Origin of the sequence: Salinimicrobium terrae DSM 17865 (genome assembly GCF_000424665.1) — a bacterium.
GTDB classification, from domain to species: domain Bacteria; phylum Bacteroidota; class Bacteroidia; order Flavobacteriales; family Flavobacteriaceae; genus Salinimicrobium; species Salinimicrobium terrae.
Genome location: NZ_AUKI01000011.1, coordinates 420998 through 441679 on the forward strand (window position 1 = coordinate 420998; position 20682 = coordinate 441679).

Below are 20682 nucleotides of genomic sequence, written 5' to 3' on the forward strand. Positions count from 1 at the left end.
TTAGTTTTAGCCATTATTAAATAAATTATAAATGAAGAAATTTTTTATGCCGGTATTCCTTTTGGGAATATTTTTCACCTCCTGTTCTAAGGATGAAGTATCAGAAGAAGTAGATCCAAAAACCGAAGTTGAGGAAAGAGATCTCACTGTTGACTTTTTTATTCATCGAGCTATGGCCGACTGGTATTTGTATGAAGCTGAAGTACCAGAACTTCAGAAAGATTTTTTTGAAAGTACCCAGGAAAAGAAAGACTTCTTTGCAGATTATGATGCTCCGGAAGATGTATACGAAAAATTACAAGCCTCTCATGACAGGTTTAGCTTTATGTGGGATGACTACACAGAACTTGAAAAGATGCTTTACAGCGGTATAGAAAAAACTACAGGAATGATTTATGCCTGGGGAGGAATTGGAGACGGAGAGGATGTTTTTGTTATAACCAGATATGTTCTTCCAAATTCTTCTGCAGACCAGGCGGGAATAGAGAGAGGCGATATTTTTATGGAAGTTGATGGTCAACAATTGACCAGATCTAATTATAGACAAATGCTTTCGCAGGACAGTTTCACCGTTTCTTATGCCGAGATTGGCAATGACGGTATAGGTTTAACCGGTCAAACAGCAGACCTTACAGGTTCAGAGTTGGCCGAAAATCCTGTACATATAGCAAAAGTTATTGAGCATGAAGGTTTAAAGGTTGGATACTTAATGTACAACGGCTTTACATCAGATTTTGATCCACAACTTAATGAAGCCTTTGGATATTTTAAGTCTCAGGGAGTTGATGAGCTTGTAATCGACCTTAGATATAACGGAGGAGGATCAGTTGAAACGGCATCAGATCTCGCGTCTATGATAACAGGAGGTTTTGAAGGAGAAATCCTGGCCGAAATGATCATGAATGAGAAGTGGAAAGCAATTTATGAAAAAGAAGCACCGGAATATGTGAACTTTAGGTTTAACAATAAAGTACATACTGGAGAACAAATCAACAGTCTTAACCTTGGAAGGGTTTATGTCATTGCAACATTTGGTTCGGCTTCTGCCAGTGAACTTTTGATCAATGGACTGGATCCCTACATAGATGTGGTTCATATTGGAAGTAATACCGCAGGTAAATATCAAAGTTCAAGAACTCTATATGATTCCGATCATGTAATGTTTGCCAAGCAAAATGTTAACCCGGCTCATAAATATGCAATACAGCCTTTAATTTCTAAAATAGCGAACTCTGATGGAAGAAGTGATTATGACGAGGGACTAACGCCAGACATTTCAGCTGCCGAAGGCCTCAATTACCTTCCACTTGGAGATCCCGAGGAACCAATGCTAAAAGTTGCCCTTAATGCAATTTCGGGAGGAACTCAGGGAGATCAGGCTACCGGCACAATGAAGCACATGGTAGCAGATAGATTTGAAATCGAAGGTAGCAGTGACATGTTCAAACCTACTTACCAAAGAATGTACATTAATGAAGTACCAGTTATGGAGATGAAATAGGTTTCACTCTTCCCTATAATAAAAAATCCCGCAATTCTGCGGGATTTTTTATTATAGGTGAATCTGGTTTACTTATTAAAGTAAAAACCATTTGGCGCTACCCCAACAGCTATTTGCTCCAGAAGATCGCCTGAGACATTATACACCTGAATAAATCCATTAGATGAAAAATCCCCGGCGTCTCCAATATAGATCCTGTCGTTCTCGACTTCAAACCCATACATCTTTCCCCACTGTGAATTACTACTGTATTCAATAATTGGTTCTACAGGACCTTCTGTAGCTCCTACCTGCATGGAATAAACTGCATTGTCCAAAGTTAAATATGCCGTACCTTCCTCGACATCTAATTTGGAAAATCCTTGTATTTCATCAGAAAAGATCAATTCCGAGACCACTTCCCCTGTTGTAAGATCAACAGTTTCAAAGCTTCCTGAACTTAACACGTAAAGATAAGCATTTTCAATATCCATGTCTGTAAGTCCGTCATTTACTTCTATAGTTTCCACGATGGCATTGGTTGCTGTATTTATAACCGTTATAGTGTTACCGGTCCCAAAAGACGAATTCTGGACATATACAAATCCATCATCTTCAAGGATATTTGATGCAGCTGTATTTAAATTTATAGTATGAGTTACTTCTAAAGTTTCAAGATCAACTACCGCCACAAAATCATCGGCACTGGTGTCAAAGCTATTAATATTGGTCACGTAGGCTTTGCCTCCCGTCACTGCTGCATAATAAGGCACCACAAGGTCACTGTCTACCTTTCCTACAACTTCAAAAGTGTTGCGATCTACTACCGTGATTAGATTTGAACCATTGGATATGATATAGGCATTGTCATCATTGAAAAACATTGATTGAAGAAACGTCCCTAAATCATCATCATTGGTCGCCTGATAAATTTCATTCTCCACAACCTCCAGATCATTACTTATATAAGTAACTGTACCTGCTGCCTGGGCACCCTCATTAAGAACAAACAGCCCTTCGGAATAGGCTCCGGTTTCAGGTTCAGGGATAATTGGATCGTCCTCCTCACTACAGGAATTCAATAAGAAAGAGCCAAACATTAACAATAAAATAAATCTTCTAAGCTTCATAATTAGTAATTAAGGTTTAAGTAAATATTAAAATTAGTGCCGGGCATCCAGCGGTCTTCCACATTTCGGTAAGCCTCATCAAACAAATTTCGTACACGTGCTCCCATCCTGTAATTTTTATCTTTACCAAAGGCATAGGCTCCTGAAAAGTTTGAAATTGTAAAGGCATTCAGATTGTATTTTGAATTATTATCCGATCTTGTATAGACCTCTCCATTATAAAGGAATTGATAATCAAAGTTCCATCTTCTATAAGTGTAAGAAAGTCCAGCCGTTGCTTTATGATAGGGAACGTAGATCAACTGTTTTCCCGTCTTTTGATTCTTTGAAGCTGTATAAGAATAGATTGCAGTCACTCCCAGGATGCCGGGACCTGCCTGTTTTCTCCACTCAGATAATGTCTCCAACCCATAGGTGTGAACCTCATCTTCATTTTGCGGTCGCCACACTCCACCGTCTCCGGGAAGCCACCGAATCATGTCATCGATGTCTATATAAAAAGTCGTGAGGCCAAGACTAAAGTTTTTCAACTTAAAATTATTCCCTATTTCCCCCTGGAGGGAAGTTTCGGGTTTTAGAAGGGGGTTTCCACCGGGATTCCAGTATAAATCGTTGTAAGTGGGGATTCGGAAATTTCGAGAGGCATTCAGCCTTAGCGTATAAAAGGAGAAAAAATCATATTTTGCCCCAGTTGAAAAAAGTACCGGACTTTCATAATTTTCAGTGAATTCCTTCCGAAATCCCGCTTCATATGTTACCTTTTCGGTCAGCTCATGTTTCATAAGGATTGCTGCGGAAAAAATGTTTCTGCTATTACCTTCTATTCCTGAACCTTCACCATCTGTATAAGTATTGGTAAGTACCGAAGTCAACTGAAGATTCCTGAAACCAAAGTATTCAAGGTCATTTCTGGCAATAAAGGTTTCTGACTCACCGAATGAAAATCTTTCTGAATTTATGTTTTCATAGTACCTGTAGTTCTCATCCAAAAATGCCAGTTTAGAAGTAGATTTAAAATCTGAGATCCGGCTTTCCCATTCAAATAAGTTCCTGCTATTAAAATCTCTGTACTTTGTGCGGGATTCCGAAGGTCTAATCAGTGAAAAATGTCTTTCGCCATCTATAAAACTGCTGAAAAACCTCAGGTAGTTCCGGGGCCGGAATTTATATGCCACTCCAATGTCAAAAGCATTATTATAAAATCCCCCATTTAAATTTTCCCTACCATTGGGATAAGAATAATCATTATCCGAACTGTTTCTTGCCCCCGAAATTGATAGACTCCAAATTTCACCTGAAGTTTCTAAATTATATCTGGCATCAACAGTGTTATAGCTACCATATTGAATAAAAAGTTCGTGCTCAAAGCCATTATTGAAGGAAAGACGATTATTTAAATGCACGGTACCTCCAATTGCCCCTGTTCCGTAAATGACACTTCCTCCTCCACCCCTAACAGCAATTTGGTCAATTCCTGCAGTATTAATGGTGTTGAAATCAACCTGCCCGTTAAATTGAGAATTAATATTAATTCCATTCCATAACACTGCTGTTTGCGATGCAGTAGTTCCACGAAAGGATGGGGAAGAAACCATCCCCAAACCATTTTCTTTGAAATAAATTGGAGAGTTGAACTGTAATACAGCACCCAGTGAAGGGCGGCTGAGTTTACTAACCGAGTCGTTGATCGTTATGACGGACTGTCCTGTAGAAAAATCCTTCAGCTTATCATCGGTCAGAAAGACTTCTTCCAGGTAATTTATGGAATCAAGTTGACCGTATCCCGAGAGAGACAACAACAATAGAGGGAATAAGATGTAGAAGACACTATTTTTCATCATCCGCAGGCTTTTTTCCCGAAAGCCAAAGGTTTTTAATTGCTGAAAAATGGCAGGTCTCCTGGCTCGCGTCCTTTTGTTAACCTTCCCATCCAAGTGGACAGTGGTATGAAGTGTACAAAAGGCATTCCGACGTATCGGAACTTAGCTTACAGTTGCGGGAACAGCTCAGGCTTGTTTGAAGGAAGATTTTAGAAGTTGGAAGTACGAAGTAATTCTATCTCTTTAGTCTCCTTCAAAGTTGAATCAACATCGTACTTCTAAATTCGTACATCGTAATTCAACTTTCCTGATTCCCTTTTAATCGATGTCTTTTCTTTCTGAAATTTTTTCAGAAAACAATCGAACCAAAATTCAAAGCGAAAGTAAACATTTACATTCTTTCCTCCTCAAAAATTTTAAATAATCTTACTTTTGACCCTGCAATGAATAGAATAATACTCACCCTCTGCCTGTCACTTCTCGTTTTTTTCTCCGGATGCAAATCTGAAGAAAAAGAAAAATCCCCTCTCCTAACACGTGAGGGTAAAGAGGTTGAAGTAAAATATGCTTCGGGATTAAAAATTATGGATTTTGAAGATCACATGATCATTACGGTCGAAAATCCATGGCCAAATGCAGACCGATCCTATCGATACCTTCTTGCCAAAGAGGGAGCAGATGTGCCACAGGATATAAAATTCGATGCACGAATTGAAATTCCGGTTAAAAATATAGTGGTCACCTCCACTACTCATATTCCGTCGCTGGAAATTTTAAATGAGGAAGAGTCCTTGGTTGGTTTCCCGGGTCTGGATTACATTTCTTCTGAAAAAACCAGGAAATTAATTTCGGAAGGAAAAGTAAAAGAAGTAGGAAAGAATGAAGCTTTAAATACCGAAAGTCTTTTAGCCCTGCAGCCCGATGTAGTAATTGGCTTCTCTGTAGACGGCAGCAACAAAAGCTTCAACACCCTTCAAAAAAGCGGAATTCCTGTAGTATTTAATGCCGACTGGACCGAAAATTCTCCCCTGGGAAAAGTAGAATGGATAAAATTCTTTGGAGCCTTCTTCGGAAGAATGGAAGCTGCAAATGCCTTTTTTAAGGAGGTAGAACAGGAATATCTAGAAGCAAAAAAACTTGCAGAAAAAGCTGAAGAAATTCCAACAGTCGTGGCCGGTGCAATGTATAAAGATCAGTGGTATCTTCCTGCAGGAAATTCATGGCAAGCTTTGTTTATGGAAGATGCCAACGCCAACTATCTTTTTGGACAGACAGAAGGTACAGGTAGCCTCTCGCTTTCAATTGAAACCGTATTGGCCGAAGCCGCTCATGCAGACTACTGGATGGGACCTTCACAATTCACAGCCTATGAGGAGCTAAGAAAAGCCTCTCCCCATTATACGAGATTTGAAGCTTTTAAAGACAAAAATATTTTCACTTTCGCCAGTGAAAAAGGAGAAACCGGAGGGGTAATTTTCTATGAGCTCGCCCCCATGCGGCCCGATCTTGTTTTAAAAGATTTGATTTCTATTTTTCACCCCAAACTTCTCCCAAGTTACAACACTACTTTTTACAAACCCCTGGAATAGTTGCAAACCTCCCGCACTTATACTACAGTTCTATTTCTCCTGCTGGGAGTAACAGTCGCAGTATGGTTTCTTAATATAAGTCTGGGCTCTGTCAATATTCCTTTTAAAGATGTTTTGGCAGTTCTATTTTCTTCGGAAGTCGAAAATGACAACTGGCATTACATCATCATGGAATATCGAATCCCAAAAGCTTTTACCTCTGTTTTAGCGGGTTCCGGTCTTGCGGTAAGCGGAATGCTTATGCAAACCATGTTCAGGAATCCCCTGGCAGGCCCTTATGTACTGGGACTAAGCAGCGGAGCCAGCCTTGGAGTAGCACTCGTTCTTATGGGAGCTACTGTGTTTGGCGGAGTGGCAGGAAGTTTTCTGTTTTCAAAATGGGGATTGGTGATCGCCTCCAGTTTGGGCAGCTTACTCGTACTTCTTGCAGTTATGCTGGCATCGGTGAGATTAAAAGACACTATGGCAATCTTAATTATTGGACTTATGTTCGCCAGCCTCACCTCAGCGGTGGTAAGCGTACTGGCCTATTTTAGTCCGGCGGCACAGTTGCAGCAGTATGTCTTCTGGTCCTACGGAAGTGTGGGCGACCTTAGCTGGAATGAACTTGGAGTGCTTAGTTTTTTCTGGTTTTTGGGAATTGTAATTGCCCTCTTCAGTATTAAAAACCTGAATTCCCTCCTTTTGGGAGAACAATACGCCCGAAGCCTGGGAATGAACATTGGTCGCAACAGAGCTTTGCTAATCATTTCAACGAGTTTCCTGGCCGGAAGCATTACAGCCTTTGCCGGTCCCATTGCTTTTGTCGGGCTGGCAGTACCGCATCTTATTAGGCAGGTGATTCCGGTAAATGATCATAGGATCCTGCTACCGGCAGTGATTCTGGGAGGAGCAATTCTCCTGTTACTGTGCGATACTGTGGCGCAAATGCCAGGCAGCGAATATACCTTACCTATAAATGCAATAACTTCGCTGGTGGGAGCACCGGTGGTAATATGGCTGTTGGTGAGGAAAAGAAAATTTCTATTCTAAATTTTCATTATCGAAACAGGTACTAAAAATATCATTTTACAAACTGAAGACCTCGCTATAGGCTACAGAAAAAAGCAACAGGAGCAAACTATTGCTTCGGGAATAAATATTGCTGTTGAAGAAGGAGAACTGGTGGCGGTTGTAGGAGTTAACGGAGTAGGAAAATCCACCTTTTTGAGGACAATAAGCGGAGTACAACCTGCTCTTTCGGGAAAAATAAAGATCAAAGGGGAAAACCTGGAGAATATTTCTCCTGAAAGGCTGGCAACAATGATCAGCCTGGTCCTTACCGAGCAACCGTTGTCTAAAAACCTAGGAGTAGCCGAACTTGTAGCCCTGGGAAGACAACCATATACCAACTGGATTGGAACTTTGACAATAGAGGATCGGAAAAAGATAAAGGAAGCTCTCGCTTTGGTAAAGATCGAAGAAATACAAGCGAAAAAATGCTATGAACTCAGCGACGGTCAGCTACAAAAGGTTTTGATTGCCCGAGCCCTGGCTCAGGACACTCCATTAATGATACTTGATGAGCCCACTTCCCATCTTGACATGTATCACAAGGCACAGGTGCTAAAATTATTAAGGGATCTTAGTTTACGGACTCAAAAAGTGGTGATATTTGCGACACACGAGATCAATTTAGCCCTGCAGTTGTGCGATAAAATAATTTTGATGAAGCCGAATGAGGTTGTCCAGGATTCTCCGCAACAGCTCATCCAAAAAGGGCATTTTGAGAGCATCTTTCCCGCAGACCTTATAGTTTTTGACAGGGCAACAGAATCCTTCAGGATAAAAACCTGAAAATAGTATCTTTGAGCAAACCTGCTGCTCATGACAGATCCCATTCTTCTTGCTATTTCACTCGGAATCCTCTTTTTTGGAACAATAGTGGGCTATTTAATTGCCAATTTCAGAAGTAAAAGCATTCAGAATGTTCTTAAAGAGAGAAACGAACAGCTCAACAATCAATATCAGGATTACAAAACTCAAATTCAGGAGCAGGTCTTTCAGCTAAAGGAACAGGCAAAGGAAGAAAAAGAAGGAGTGAACAGACAATTTTTGGAAGCCTGTAGGGAACGGGAAGAAATAAGGAACAAAAAAGACATTTTAAACACCCAATTGACTGAAAGGACCTCAGAATATAAGAACCTTCAGATGAAACTGGAGGACCAAAAAGGAGAGTTGGAGAAACTAGAAGAGAAATTCAGTAAGGAATTTGAGAATCTGGCAAATAAGATCCTGGATCAAAAATCAGAAAAATTTACCAGTATCAATAAAGAGAATATCGAGCAGATCCTGTCTCCTCTTCAGGAAAAAATCAAAACTTTTGAGGAAAAGGTAGAAAAAAATTCCAATGATTTTATTGAACGTCATGCCCAGCTGGGAAAACAACTTCAGTTTTTACACGAGCAGAACGTCAGGATAAGTGAAGAAGCAACCAATCTTACCAGGGCTTTAAAAGGTGAAAATAAGACCCAGGGAAACTGGGGTGAGTTAATTTTGGAGCGCGTGCTGGAAAAATCGGGTCTGGTAAAAGATCGGGAATATTTTGTACAAAGATCTCACGAAACCGAAGACGGAAGAAAATTGCTTCCAGATGTGGTGTTACATCTCCCTGGAGATAAGATGATGATTATCGATTCTAAAGTTTCTCTGGTGGCTTATGAAAAGTATATAAATGAGGAGGACGAGGAGAAACGGGCTCGCTATCTAAAAGAGCATTTACGCTCGCTTAACAGCCATATCCAGAACCTGAGTTCAAAAAAATACGAGGATCTGTACAAAATGGAGTCGCCAGATTTTGTGCTTATGTTCATTCCAGTTGAGCCTGCTTTATACCTCGCCCAAAATTTAGATAGTTCCTTCTTTTACACTGCATTTCAAAAGAACATCCTGCTGGTGAGTCCCACTACGTTGCTTTCGGTATTACGAACCATTGACACCTTATGGAGCAACGAAAAACAGCAGCAAAATGCGTTGGAGATCGCAAATCATGCGGCTTCGCTGTACCACAAATTTAAGTTGCTGCTGGATGAGCTGGAGACAGTGGGCAAAAGGTTAAGGTCTACCACTACGGCTTACGATGATGCCATGAAAAAACTTACAGGGCAACAAAATTTGATAAAAGATATTGAACAGTTAGAAACTCTTGGAATTTCGCCAAAACAAAAGTTATCGCAAAAATGGCTTTCCAAGGCAAGCGGAGAAGAAAATCAAAATCAGTTAAACTAAAAGCATGAAGTCACTTAAATACACTCTTTATCTTTTCATCTGCACAATAAACTTTTCGCTTTCTGGCCAGGATATTTATTTTCCTTCAGAAGATGAGTGGCAGGAAAAACCTGCTTCAGAATATAATATTGATCCTTCAGAAGCAATTGAATTTGCTTTGAACAACGAATATTCAGAGTCAAGGGATCTAAGGCAGGCTATCCTGAAAGGTTTTGAGCAGGAACCCTATCATGAAATTCTTGGACCTACTAAAAAACGCGGAGGTCCCGCCGGAATGATCCTGAAGAACGGCTACATCATTGGTAAGTGGGGAGATATTGAGAGAGTGGATATGACCTTTAGCGTCACCAAAAGCTTTCTTGCAACTACAGCCTTACTCGCGCACCAGCAGGGATTGATCAACAGCTTTGATGACCACCTGGACGAGTATATTTGGGATAACACCTTTGAAGGACCGCATAACAGCAAGATCACCTGGGAACACCTACTTCAGCAGACATCGGACTGGAGCGGCCAACTCTGGGGCGGTTTCGATTGGGCCGATAGACCTTCTTCTTCTCAAAACATCGATCAATGGCGGGGACGGGAACTTAAGGAGCCGGGAACTACCTTCGAATATAATGACGTAAGGGTTAATGTACTGGCTTATTCCCTGCTCAATATTTTCAGAAAACCTTTACCGGCTGTTTTGAGGGATGAAATTATGGATCCTATTGGGGCTTCTTCCACCTGGCGCTGGTACGGCTACGACAATTCGTGGGTTCCTATTGACGGGTTAAACATGCAATCTGTAAGCGGTGGCGGTCATTCGGGTGGCGGTATGTTCATCAACACCAAAGATATGGCCAGGTTTGGGCTACTCTACATGAACAACGGCAGCTGGAATGGGAAACAACTTCTTTCTCCCGGAAGTATTAAAAAAGCTATGGAACCATCAGCAGTAAATGAAAGCTACGGCTATATGTGGTGGCTCAACCGCGGAGATCGCAAATGGGAAAACGTACCCAATCATGTTTTTTACGCTGCAGGTTTTGGCGGCAACTTCATTGTAGTTGATACTGAAAATGATCTGGTGGTGGTAACCCGCTGGCTGGAGCCTTCAAAAATAGGAGAATTTATAAACCTGCTCTATCAAAATTTATAGAATGACCAAAGATTTTAAAACAGTTGCCGAATCCCAGGTAACCATATCTGAACTTATGCTTCCCTCCCACTCGAACTTCAATGGTAAAATACATGGAGGTTATGTGTTATCGCTCATGGACCAGATAGCCTTTGCATGTGCTTCAAAACACTCGGGTGTTTACTGTGTAACGGCGAGCGTAGATACCGTTGATTTCCTGAAGCCAATTGAAATTGGGGAACTGGTAACCATGAAAGCTTCGGTGAATTTTGTTGGCAGCAGTTCCATGCAAATAGGTATTCGTGTTGAAGCTGAAAATATTCAAACCGGAAAGATAAAACATTGCAACTCTTCTTATTTTACCATGGTCGCAAAAGACAGCGAAGGAAAATCTGTGCAGGTTCCCGGACTCGTTCTAAAATCCCGGGATGACATTAGAAGGTTTGCAAAAAGTATTAAGAGGTACGACAACAAGAGAGTAAAGCTAAAAGAATTTACTGAAACCGATTTTGTTTCCGAAGAACACCTTCACATCGTAGAGACTTATAATGTCAAAATCGAGAATTAGTGAGGTTCAACGGATTCATTGCAGCCCTGCTTTTTGCTATTCTTATTGCCTGGTTTTTGCCGGAAGGTCCTGAAATCCTGCCACTGAAAACTATCACGGATATCGGAATAGGTTTTATCTTTTTCTTTTACGGTTTAAAACTCTCACCAGCAGAATTTAAAGCCGGATTTTATAATTACCGGGTACATATTATCATTCAGCTGACAACATTTATTATTTTTCCACTGTTGACTCTGGGCTTGTTGCCATTTTTTGAAGACGGCATGGGTTCCTCTTTGTGGGTTGCACTCTTTTTTCTTGGAGCGCTACCCTCTACTGTTAGCTCTTCCATAGTAATGGTTTCCCTGGCACGTGGTAACCTTCCCACGGCAATATTTAATGCAAGTCTTTCCGGATTAATCGGGATTATTGCGACTCCCCTGTGGATGAGTCTTTTCATGGCTTCTTCCTCCCAATTTGAGTTTGGAGCAGTAGTCCAAAAGCTGGTAATTCAAATAATTTTACCGCTCGTAATAGGACTTTTCCTTCAGAAGTTCCTGGGTAATATGGCACGAAAAAATTCAGGGAAAATAAGCTTTTTTGACAAGTCTGTTATTGTATTGATCGTCTATTCAAGTTTCAGTAGTGCATTTGCTTCGGAATTGTTCAGTACAGTTGGACTGGTAGATCTCTTTAAATTGACTGCAATGGTCATAGTGCTGTTTTTTATTGTCTACTTCGGACTTGCAATCGTATCCCGTTGGATGAACTTCGCAACTGAAGACGAAATCACTGCAAAGTTCTGCGGCACGAAGAAATCGCTGGTGCACGGTTCGGTTATGGTTAAAGTTATCTTCGGAAATAGTGCAGCAAATGCTTTATACCTACTGCCTATAATGCTCTACCATATTCTTCAATTACTGGTAGTAGCAGTTTTTGCTGAAGGATATAGAAAAAGAGAAAGGCAAGAAATTAAAACCTGATATGTTCCGCTACCGCAGCAACATTAATACAGAAAAGTGTCCATGCCATTACCAACAAAACTCCTCCCAACGGAGTAACAGGTCCCAATAATGCAATTTTTCGACCCTTCGCTGAAGATAATACCAGGCCATAAATACTAAAGGAAAAAAGAAAAGTTCCAATGATAAGAAACCAGCCCATAAGGTTTTGGGAGTATCCTATAAAGGGAAAAATGATTCCGGTCATAATCAACAACAGGGCGTGGTACATTTGATACTTTACTCCGGTTTCAAAACTCTTTAATTGATCATTATCCAGATACTTTTTCAACCCGTGAGCTCCAAAAGCTCCAAAAATGACGGCTAGAGTTCCATAGATACCACCTGCTATTAAAACAAATTCTTTCATATTTCGCGCTATTAAAACCACCTAAAAAATAAGTGGCTGTCTGAAAAGACTGATTTACGTCAACCTGAACTTGTTTCAGGTTCTAATTAATCCTAATTATCAGATTGATAAGATTCTGAAATAAATTCAGAATGACGATTTAATAGCTTTTAAGACAGCCTCTTCAAAAATGGCATTTTTGAGACCTATTTTGTCAAATACATTTTTCTTCTGGAATATAACTCATAGAAAGTATCATCCTTGAGGCTGTCAATGAACAAAATGCTTTCTCCCGTACTCTTCATTTCGGGCCCCAGCTGCTTGTTCACATGCGGAAACTTATTGAAGGAAAAGACCGGTTGTTTTATAGCATATCCTTCGAGTTTAGGTTCAAATTTAAAATCTGTCACCTTATTTTCCCCCAGCATTACTTTAGTAGCATAGTTGACATAAGGTTGACGGTAGGCTTTAGCTATGAAGGGAACTGTACGTGAAGCACGAGGGTTCGCTTCTATAATAAACACTTTATCATCTTTAATAGCGAATTGTATATTGATCAAACCTACTGTATTCAGTGCTAGTGCAATTTTTTTAGTGTGATCTTTTATTTCCTGAAGCACAAGATCCCCAAGGTTAAAGGGTGGAAGTAATGCATTTGAATCCCCGGAGTGAATTCCGCAGGGCTCAATATGCTCCATGATCCCAATGATCTGAACCGTTTCCCCGTCACAGATTGCATCTGCTTCAGCTTCAATAGCGCCGTCAAGGTAGTGATCCAGAAGAAGTTTGTTATTAGGTATTTTCCGAAGCAGGTCTACCACAGTAGCTTCCAGTTCTTTTTTATTAATTACGATCTTCATTCCCTGCCCTCCAAGTACATATGAAGGCCGCACCAGGATTGGAAAATCAAGTTCATCTGCAAGTGCCAAAGCTTCGTCTGCTGTTTCAGCTACTCCAAATTCCGGATAAGGAATGTCATTTGCCTGAAGCAGTTTTGAGAAAGAACCTCTGTCTTCAGCAAGATCCAGAGACTCAAAACTGGTTCCAATAATTTTTATTCCGTAGCGATCGAGTTTTTCAGCAAGTTTTAAGGCAGTTTGACCTCCTAATTGAACGATTACACCTTCGGGCTTCTCGTGGCGGATAATATCATAAATGTGTTCCCAGAAAACGGGTTCGAAATATAGTTTATCGGCCACATCAAAATCGGTGGAAACAGTTTCAGGATTACAGTTGATCATGATCGTTTCGTAACCGCATTCCTTAGCGGCCAAAACTCCGTGAACACAACAATAATCAAATTCAATCCCCTGCCCTATCCGGTTGGGTCCGGATCCAAGAACTACGATCTTTCTTTTTTCAGAAACTTTACTGTCATTCTCCACGTATCTTAGACCATCTTTGGTCTCAATGTCGGCTTCAAAAGTGGAATAGTAATAAGGAGTTTCTGCTTTAAATTCGGCTGCACAGGTATCAACCAGTTTATATACACGATTAATTCCCAGTTCTTCTCTTTTCTTATACACCTGACTTTCAAGGCAATCTACCATATAGGCTATCTGCCTGTCGGCAAAACCTTTTTGCTTGGCCTCAAGCAAGAGATCTTTGGGAAGGGAATCAATATTGTATTTAGAAATCTCCACCTCAAGAGCATAGAGTTCCTCATACTGCTTAAGAAACCACATGTCAATTTTGGTAATTTCATGAATTCTTGTAAGCGGAATCCCTAACTGGATTGCATCATAGATTACAAAAACCCTATCCCAGCTGGCGTTCTTCAGCTTATCAAGGATTACATCATAATTAGTATAACCCTTCCCGTCGGCACCCAAACCATTTCTTTTGATCTCAAGGGATTGCGTTGCTTTGTGCAGCGCTTCCTGGAAAGAACGTCCTATTCCCATTACTTCTCCTACAGATTTCATCTGAAGTCCAAGAGTCCGGTCACTGCCTTCAAACTTATCGAAGTTCCATCTTGGAATTTTTACGATCACGTAGTCCAGCGTAGGTTCGAATAAAGCGGAAGTCGATTTGGTGATTTGATTTTGTAATTCATCAAGGGTGTAACCAATTGCAAGCTTTGCTGCAATTTTTGCGATAGGATAACCGGTAGCTTTTGAAGCAAGAGCCGAAGATCTTGAAGTCCGGGGGTTGATTTCTATGGCCATGATCTCCTCTTTCTCATCGGGGCTTACGGCGAACTGCACATTACAACCTCCTGCGAAATCTCCGATATTCCGCATCATTTTTATGGCAAGATCCCTCATTCTTTGATAACAGGTATCGCTAAGCGTCATTGCGGGAGCAACGGTAATAGAGTCTCCTGTATGGATTCCCATGGGATCCATATTCTCAATGGAACAGATGATCACCACGTTATCATTTTTATCCCGTAGAAGTTCCAGCTCATATTCCTTCCACCCAAGAAGGGCTTTATCGATCAACACCTCATGAATAGGAGAAGCCTCCAGGCCTGCTGTCAATAATTCATCAAAATCTTCCTCTCTATGTACAAAAGCTGCTCCGCTTCCACCAAGAGTAAAGGATGCCCTTATCACCAGTGGAAATCCGAATTCCTGCGCCACTTCCTTACCCTTTAGAAAGGAAGTTACCGTTTGTGCCGGGGCTACACCCACACCCAAACGTACCATTAATTGTTTAAATTTTTCCCGATCTTCGGTGATATTGATGGCATCAATATCCACCCCAATTAGCTTAACATCAAAATCACTCCAAATTCCCTTCTCCTCTGCTTCTATGCAGAGGTTAAGTGCCGTCTGTCCACCCATAGTGGGAAGTACCGCGTCAATATCGGAATGTTCTTTAAGTATTTCAATTATGGATTTGGTGGTGAGAGGTTTGAGATAAACATGATCTGCCATTGAGGGATCGGTCATAATAGTGGCCGGGTTTGAGTTGATCAGGACTGTCTCAATCCCTTCCTCCCGTAACGATTTAAGAGCCTGTGCACCGGCGTAATCGAATTCACAGGCCTGGCCAATTATAATTGGACCAGAACCTATAATGAGTATTTTCTTGAGGTTTTCATTCTTCGGCATGAGAAAAATTTTGTGTAATGTTTGTAAAAATAGGAACCTACAGGGTATAAAAAAAGGCGCTACTTAAAAAAGTAACACCTTTATTATTTTCGGTCATTATCATCTAGTGTTTATGCCTTTGCTCAGAGGAAACAGATAATTTCTTTCTACCTTTTGCTCTTCTGCGAGCCAGCACTTTTCTTCCGTTAACACTTGCCATACGCTCTCTGAAACCGTGCTTGTTTTTTCTTTTCCTCTTAGATGGTTGAAACGTTCTTTTCATGATAATTATCTTTAATCTTCTTTGAAATCGCTTTGAAAAATAGCTTTAAGACCTCCTCCTAAAACTGCGGGCAAATATACAAAGAGTTTTTACTTAGGCAAACCCTTGATTGAAATAATTTTCAATTGTTTTTATTACCTTTGCGGCCTTTAAAATCAACTCCAAATGTTTAATAAAGTCTATAAGTTAGTCATTACAGCCATTCTCGTTCTAGTCGCAATATGGCAATTTTTTGAAGGAAACATTGGTAATGGTATTTTCCTTTTACTTCTAGCAGGTATTTTCGTCTTCCTTTACTACAAGAATGAAATGATTCTTATGGCTTTTTTGAGGCTTCGAAAGCAGGATTTTCTAGGTGCCAAAAAATGGCTGGATAAAATTAAGGATCCAGAGAAAGCTCTTACCCAAAAACAACAGGGTTACTATTGGTACCTCCATGGTCTCATGGTTTCTCAAACTAACATGACCCAGGCAGAAAAATTCTTTAAAAGAGCGGTTAAAATGGGTCTGTCAATGAAGCAGGATCTGGCGATGGCAAAACTCAACCTCGCCGGAATTGCAATGACGAAAAGACGCAAAAGAGAAGCCCAAATGCTGCTACAGGAAGCTAAGAAGCTGGACAAGCATAACATGCTTGATGAACAGATCAAGATGATGAAACAACAGATGAAAAAGATCTAGAAATCAACCTGTTAGAGTCAATTAAAATCTAGGGGTTCTTCATAAACTTTACTGCCCGGTATTTCAACTGATTTCCCTGTAGTTAAACGAGTTTTTTTTAGTCAGGACTATCTGTTCTGTACCTTTGTACGGAATTTGGACCCCTGGCTGAATGCAGAAATTTTTACTACTAATTCTTCCCTTTACATTTCTTTTTCCCTCCTATGCCCAGGAGGATCAGATAACTTTTTCCGAAGCTTTAACCATCCATCTTCCAAAATATAAAAAACACGCAGACAAGGCTTATCGCAGTAAGGATGTGGAACGTGCAAATTTCCTATTTGATTCCCTGATAGATTACAACCTGAAAGGTAGTAGAATGGATAATTTTAAGGTAAATGACCTTAGGAAAAAATCTGTTCATCTAAATGAATTTGAAAAACCCGTTTATCTCACTACATACGCCTCCTGGATTGTTCCAACCGAAGGAGAAATTCCCGCCCTCAATGAACTGGCAGAGAAATATGGAGAGCAGGTGGATTTCGTGATGTTATTTTGGGATAATCATAGCACTACAAAAAGACTTGCAAAAAAATACAGTGAAAACATAACGGTTCTGTACGTCGATGAGATGAACAACAACAGCCCTTATGTAATAAAGATGATGAAACATTCCCTTGGTTTGCCCACTTCCTTCCTGCTTGACAGAGACAAAAATATTCTGGACATTAGAAGAAAGGTCTCACATCCCTTTGGTATCGAATTTGAAAAATCTTTTGATCTTAATTACGATTCTTTATCCAGTGCTCTTTTCTTGCTCCTAATAGAAGATAGCAGCCAGTATTCCACGGCAGAAGAAAATACAACTCCCTAGCTCACAAAACTTTTTCTTTTTAACTTCAACTGAAAATTTGCCTCTCTCTAAACCTTTATGGTGTAGGTGAATAAAAACCCTCCTCCGGAAGTTCAATAAGATATTCTTTACGGGAACTGTTGTTAAGATGAGCCTCTCTCAACCATGGATTATGGATCTTTAATACCTTATAATTTATTCCAAAGTTCTGCGCAAATTGAGCAAAGTCGCTTACCGCTGTATCCACCTTAACTTTATATGAAGGGATATGCTGATAAAGGTCTTTTTGCCTGAAGTTAAAACCATACTTCTTTGGATTCTGCATGATCTCCTTTAAAGCCAGTATTCTAAAAACATATCGTCCCGTCTCTTCTCCCAGAAGCAGATCGTAGTAGTCTCTTACATCCTGCCGCTCTCTTTGCCTATCTACACCGTAATTTCCCGCATTATATGCGGCAGCTGCAAGAGTCCAGCTTCCAAAGTGCTCTTTCGACTTCTTCAAATATTCGGCTGCTGCTCGTGTGGATTTCTCCAGATTATAACGCTCATCAACATTATCATTGATCTCCAGCCCGTATTCTTTACCTGTACTTTCCATAAACTGCCAGAATCCGCGGGCGCCGGCAGGAGAAACCGCATTGGTAAGGCTGCTTTCTATTACTGCCAGATATTTAAAATCATCTGGCACACCGTACTCAGCCAAAATTGGTTCTATAACAGGAAAATATTTATTTGCTCTTTTAATTAATAATAAAGTATTTGACTGCCAATAGGTATTTACCAGCAGCTCCCTGTCCATTCTTTCATAGACATCGGGAATCTCAACCGGCACCTTTTCTCCAGCAAATTCAAGATTCTCAGGCATTGGAAGAGCATAGACTCTATAATCATTAATGATCTTCTTTTCCTGATTTTCATCACTTGGTGCGTCCTGTACGGCATTAATCCCAAAAAAACAGATCACCAATAAACTTCCTCCTATAAATATATTCTTCGCTTTCATATTAACTTTGTAATTCTTTTACTTTCTCTTCATTTAGCTTTCCTGTAAGGATAATTTCCTCCAGGTGATCATTAAACCATCTAAAACGGTTGATGATCATCACATGAGTACCCCCGGGTACCGTAATACAGCCTTTTACGTACCGGTAGGGGAATATTTCATCCTTGTCCCCCTGGATATGTATTACATCCTCGTAGGGTTCTGGTCTCTCCCAGCAAATCATCTGTTCTATTGCCCAGTCAAGATAACGTGTATCAGTAATGGATAAATATTTTTTGTACAACTTCACCCTTTTTCTGGCAAAGTCTCCTACCGCTACCTTCTCAAGCGCATCAACGTATTGTGCCAAAGAGGTGGGCAACACCTTAAATGCTTTGGTACGGCGGGCAAATCTCATCCTCCTTGGTAATTCCTTTTCACTCTTTACACTGGATATTATTATAACCCTGCGCACTTTTATTAGCTGCGCCATTTCCTGAACAATAACCCCGCCAAAGGACACTCCAATGAGCACCGGATTTTCATGTTCAATTTTTTTACACAATCGGGCTGAATATTCTTTCAGGCTCTCTTTGGGGTGCGGAAGCAACCAATCCAACCAGTGTATCCTGAAAATTTCTTCAGGTAACCGAATCATCTCAAAGATCGACGGATTTGCTGCCAATCCCGGCATACAATAGACATGAATAACAGCGTCTTTCCTCATACTTTATAAGCTTCCAGAGCCAATTGTGCAGAAAAATCCTTAACTTTACTTTCAAATTTAAGGGAAATTGACCGCTCCAAATAAACATTTAATATAAAATTTCCTTTTGGGCTATAGCCCATTAAGCCACACATTAGCTTTTAAATGATCTTTTTTTAAAAGTGGCTGATTTTTTGATACTTATTAAAAAAACTTATTACATATGGACCCTCAGCTATCTGTTACTGACAACGAATTTCTTCGCCAATTTGAACTTCAGATTGATGGAGAATTAGCCAAGATTGAATACGCCAGTCAGGATCGAAAGATCTTTCTTACCAAACTGGAAATGAGCGATTCTCTTAAAGAAAAAGGTTACCTGGAACCTTTTATTGAAAAAGTTCTGGATATTATAAAAGAAAGGGAAATAAGAGTTATGCCCACCAGTCCTTCTATTGCGAGATTTATGCGTAAAAATCGTCGAAAATATAAGAGTATGCTGCCGGTTGGGATTAACATTTAAGTCAGTACCCCTTCTTCTACATAAGAGAATCGTACTATTCCATCTTCTCCTATTTCCTGCAGGTCTACTTTGTGCAGGGTATTTACCAGAGAAGGATCCCAGGGTGTTTTTACTTTAACATAATTCTCTGTAAAGCCGTGAATATATCCTTCTTTATTCTCCCCTTCAAAAAGGACCGTTTTCGCTTTACTTAACTGCGACTCATAAAAGGCGCGCCTTTTCTTTGCAGAAAGTCCCCTGAGCATTTTGCTCCTTTTTTTACGAACTTTTAGAGGCACGACAGCTTGCATTTCGGCTGCCAAAGTGTTATCTCTTTCTGAATAGGTAAAGACATGAAGGTAGGAAATATCCAGATCATTCAGGAAGTTATAGGTTTCAAGAAAATATTCATCAGTCTCTCCAGGGAATCCTACGATTACATCAACACCTATGCACGCATCTGGCATGACTTCTTTGATCTTATTAACTCTGTCTACGTATAGCTCCTTCATATACCTGCGTCGCATATTTTTGAGAATCTCGTTACTCCCACTTTGCAGCGGAATATGGAAATGCGGCACAAAAGTGTCACTCTCCGCCACAAATTCTATCGTTTCATTCTTCAGAAGGTTGGGTTCAATAGAGGAAATTCTAAGCCTCTCAATTCCCTCTACCGTGTCCAGGGCCTGCACCAGGTCAAGAAAAGTATGTTCATGCTTTTTGTTGCCGAATTCCCCTTTTCCGTAATCCCCGATATTTACACCGGTGAGTACGATTTCTTTTATCCCCTTATCACTTATTTTTTTTGCATTATCAAGCACATTCTCTAAAGTGTCACTTCTGGAAATACCCCGCGCCAGCGGAATCGTACAATAGGTACATTTATAATCACAACCATCCTGAACTTTTAAAAATGCTCTGGTACGATCTCCAAAAGAGTAAGATCCCACATAAAAGTCTGCATCTTCTATTTCACAGGAGTGCACCTCTCCCATGTCATTTTTGGTTAGATCGTTCAGGTAATTTGTGATCTTGAATTTCTCGGTTGCTCCTAATACAAGGTCAACCCCGTCTACAGCCGCAAGTTCTTCGGGCTTAAGCTGCGCATAACAACCTACGGCAATTACAAAAGCATTTTCATTAGATTTTTGCGCCTGTTTAACAATGGTTTTAAATCGTTTATCTGCATTGTCAGTCACCGAGCAGGTGTTTATCACATAAATATCGGCATACTCATTGAAATCTACCCTTGTGAAACCCTCGTCCTTAAATGAACGGGCAATTGTAGAGGTTTCGGAAAAATTCAGCTTACAACCAAGCGTGTAAAAAGCAACTTTTTTTGGATCTTCCAT

At 40.3% G+C, this 20682-nt stretch carries 19 protein-coding genes and 1 riboswitch; of the genes, 11 read left to right on the forward strand and 8 right to left on the reverse strand.

Annotated features, from left to right (window positions below; all coding sequences use genetic code 11):
* Positions 1–31 precede the first annotated feature (31 nt).
* On the forward strand, positions 32–1501 hold the full coding sequence (locus H148_RS0104555; protein ID WP_029033746.1) for a S41 family peptidase: 1470 nt from the start codon (positions 32–34) through the stop codon (positions 1499–1501).
* A 68-nt stretch (positions 1502–1569) separates the two neighbouring features.
* On the opposite strand, the gene H148_RS0104560 is transcribed toward H148_RS0104555, so the two are convergent.
* Complete coding sequence (locus tag H148_RS0104560) at positions 1570–2610, reverse strand: YncE family protein (protein ID WP_029033747.1); 1041 nt, start codon at positions 2608–2610, stop codon at positions 1570–1572.
* Between the two features lie 2 nt (positions 2611–2612).
* A complete protein-coding gene (locus H148_RS0104565; RefSeq protein WP_156877201.1) occupies positions 2613–4451 on the reverse strand; it encodes a TonB-dependent receptor plug domain-containing protein in 1839 nt (612 codons plus the stop codon).
* Between the two features lie 31 nt (positions 4452–4482).
* Positions 4483–4815, reverse strand: a riboswitch (cobalamin riboswitch).
* Positions 4816–4873: 58 nt separating this feature from the next.
* On the opposite strand from H148_RS0104565, the gene H148_RS0104575 reads away from it, so the two are divergent.
* The 7 genes from H148_RS0104575 (at position 4874) to H148_RS0104605 (ending at position 11939) form a co-directional block, all read left to right on the forward strand.
* On the forward strand, positions 4874–6019 hold the full coding sequence (locus tag H148_RS0104575) for an ABC transporter substrate-binding protein (protein ID WP_029033749.1): 1146 nt from the start codon (positions 4874–4876) through the stop codon (positions 6017–6019).
* Positions 6020–7051, forward strand: a complete 1032-nt coding sequence (locus H148_RS0104580) for a FecCD family ABC transporter permease (RefSeq protein ID WP_029033750.1) — start codon at positions 6020–6022, stop codon at positions 7049–7051.
* Between the two features lie 90 nt (positions 7052–7141).
* Positions 7142–7855 carry an ABC transporter ATP-binding protein gene (locus H148_RS0104585; protein ID WP_342663238.1) on the forward strand — a complete coding sequence of 238 codons (714 nt, stop codon included), beginning with the start codon at positions 7142–7144 and terminating at the stop codon, positions 7853–7855.
* A gap of 30 nt (positions 7856–7885) precedes the next feature.
* Positions 7886–9286, forward strand: a complete 1401-nt coding sequence (locus tag H148_RS0104590; protein WP_029033752.1) for a DNA recombination protein RmuC — start codon at positions 7886–7888, stop codon at positions 9284–9286.
* A gap of 4 nt (positions 9287–9290) precedes the next feature.
* A complete protein-coding gene (locus H148_RS0104595) occupies positions 9291–10430 on the forward strand; it encodes a serine hydrolase domain-containing protein (RefSeq protein WP_029033753.1) in 1140 nt (379 codons plus the stop codon).
* Position 10431: 1 nt separating this feature from the next.
* On the forward strand, positions 10432–10977 hold the full coding sequence (locus H148_RS0104600) for an acyl-CoA thioesterase (RefSeq protein ID WP_029033754.1): 546 nt from the start codon (positions 10432–10434) through the stop codon (positions 10975–10977).
* On the forward strand, positions 10977–11939 hold the full coding sequence (locus H148_RS0104605; protein WP_029033755.1) for a bile acid:sodium symporter family protein: 963 nt from the start codon (positions 10977–10979) through the stop codon (positions 11937–11939). Before H148_RS0104600 ends, H148_RS0104605 begins: the two co-directional genes overlap by 1 nt.
* On the opposite strand, the gene H148_RS0104610 is transcribed toward H148_RS0104605, so the two are convergent.
* From H148_RS0104610 to rpmH, 3 genes are all read right to left on the reverse strand, one after another.
* The gene (locus H148_RS0104610; RefSeq protein WP_029033756.1) at positions 11929–12327 is read right to left on the reverse strand and encodes a DUF423 domain-containing protein; all 399 of its coding nucleotides are present in this window, start codon (positions 12325–12327) and stop codon (positions 11929–11931) included. The genes H148_RS0104605 and H148_RS0104610 overlap by 11 nt on opposite strands.
* Positions 12328–12512: 185 nt before the next feature.
* Positions 12513–15365 (reverse strand): carbamoyl-phosphate synthase large subunit, encoded by a 2853-nt coding sequence (gene carB, locus H148_RS0104615; RefSeq protein ID WP_029033757.1) that lies wholly within the window; start codon positions 15363–15365, stop codon positions 12513–12515.
* 103 nt (positions 15366–15468) lie between these two features.
* Complete coding sequence (gene rpmH / locus H148_RS18470) at positions 15469–15627, reverse strand: 50S ribosomal protein L34 (RefSeq protein WP_083961569.1); 159 nt, start codon at positions 15625–15627, stop codon at positions 15469–15471.
* A gap of 165 nt (positions 15628–15792) precedes the next feature.
* Between rpmH and H148_RS0104620 the strand changes: the two genes are divergently transcribed.
* Together H148_RS0104620 and H148_RS0104625 are read left to right on the forward strand one after the other, a co-directional pair.
* Entirely contained in the window at positions 15793–16308 is a 516-nt protein-coding gene (locus H148_RS0104620; RefSeq protein WP_029033758.1) for a hypothetical protein, read from the forward strand.
* Between the two features lie 151 nt (positions 16309–16459).
* Positions 16460–17161, forward strand: a complete 702-nt coding sequence (locus H148_RS0104625; RefSeq protein ID WP_029033759.1) for a TlpA family protein disulfide reductase — start codon at positions 16460–16462, stop codon at positions 17159–17161.
* 55 nt (positions 17162–17216) lie between these two features.
* On the opposite strand, the gene H148_RS0104630 is transcribed toward H148_RS0104625, so the two are convergent.
* Positions 17217–18143: a lytic transglycosylase domain-containing protein gene (locus H148_RS0104630; protein ID WP_029033760.1), complete on the reverse strand. Its 927-nt coding sequence runs from the start codon at positions 18141–18143 to the stop codon at positions 17217–17219.
* 1 nt (position 18144) lies between these two features.
* Positions 18145–18849, reverse strand: a complete 705-nt coding sequence (locus H148_RS0104635) for an alpha/beta fold hydrolase (RefSeq protein ID WP_037324610.1) — start codon at positions 18847–18849, stop codon at positions 18145–18147.
* Between the two features lie 202 nt (positions 18850–19051).
* On the opposite strand from H148_RS0104635, the gene H148_RS0104645 reads away from it, so the two are divergent.
* On the forward strand, positions 19052–19351 hold the full coding sequence (locus H148_RS0104645) for a GNAT family N-acetyltransferase (protein WP_029033762.1): 300 nt from the start codon (positions 19052–19054) through the stop codon (positions 19349–19351).
* Here H148_RS0104645 and mtaB read toward each other — a convergent pair.
* On the reverse strand, positions 19348–20682 hold the full coding sequence (gene mtaB / locus H148_RS0104650) for a tRNA (N(6)-L-threonylcarbamoyladenosine(37)-C(2))-methylthiotransferase MtaB (protein WP_029033763.1): 1335 nt from the start codon (positions 20680–20682) through the stop codon (positions 19348–19350). The two genes, H148_RS0104645 and mtaB, sit on opposite strands and share 4 nt — an antisense overlap.

Coding starts and splice junctions, on each gene's coding strand:
- H148_RS0104555 (WP_029033746.1), top strand. CDS start 32: ATGAAGAAATTTTTTATGCCGGTATTCCTTTTGGGAATATTTTTCACC.
- H148_RS0104560 (WP_029033747.1), bottom strand. CDS start 2,610: ATGAAGCTTAGAAGATTTATTTTATTGTTAATGTTTGGCTCTTTCTTA.
- H148_RS0104565 (WP_156877201.1), bottom strand. CDS start 4,451: ATGATGAAAAATAGTGTCTTCTACATCTTATTCCCTCTATTGTTGTTG.
- H148_RS0104575 (WP_029033749.1), top strand. CDS start 4,874: ATGAATAGAATAATACTCACCCTCTGCCTGTCACTTCTCGTTTTTTTC.
- H148_RS0104590 (WP_029033752.1), top strand. CDS start 7,886: ATGACAGATCCCATTCTTCTTGCTATTTCACTCGGAATCCTCTTTTTT.
- H148_RS0104595 (WP_029033753.1), top strand. CDS start 9,291: ATGAAGTCACTTAAATACACTCTTTATCTTTTCATCTGCACAATAAAC.
- H148_RS0104600 (WP_029033754.1), top strand. CDS start 10,432: ATGACCAAAGATTTTAAAACAGTTGCCGAATCCCAGGTAACCATATCT.
- H148_RS0104610 (WP_029033756.1), bottom strand. CDS start 12,327: ATGAAAGAATTTGTTTTAATAGCAGGTGGTATCTATGGAACTCTAGCC.
- carB (WP_029033757.1), bottom strand. CDS start 15,365: ATGCCGAAGAATGAAAACCTCAAGAAAATACTCATTATAGGTTCTGGT.
- rpmH (WP_083961569.1), bottom strand. CDS start 15,627: ATGAAAAGAACGTTTCAACCATCTAAGAGGAAAAGAAAAAACAAGCAC.
- H148_RS0104620 (WP_029033758.1), top strand. CDS start 15,793: ATGTTTAATAAAGTCTATAAGTTAGTCATTACAGCCATTCTCGTTCTA.
- H148_RS0104625 (WP_029033759.1), top strand. CDS start 16,460: ATGCAGAAATTTTTACTACTAATTCTTCCCTTTACATTTCTTTTTCCC.
- H148_RS0104630 (WP_029033760.1), bottom strand. CDS start 18,143: ATGAAAGCGAAGAATATATTTATAGGAGGAAGTTTATTGGTGATCTGT.
- H148_RS0104635 (WP_037324610.1), bottom strand. CDS start 18,849: ATGAGGAAAGACGCTGTTATTCATGTCTATTGTATGCCGGGATTGGCA.
- H148_RS0104645 (WP_029033762.1), top strand. CDS start 19,052: ATGGACCCTCAGCTATCTGTTACTGACAACGAATTTCTTCGCCAATTT.
- mtaB (WP_029033763.1), bottom strand. CDS start 20,682: ATGGAAGATCCAAAAAAAGTTGCTTTTTACACGCTTGGTTGTAAGCTG.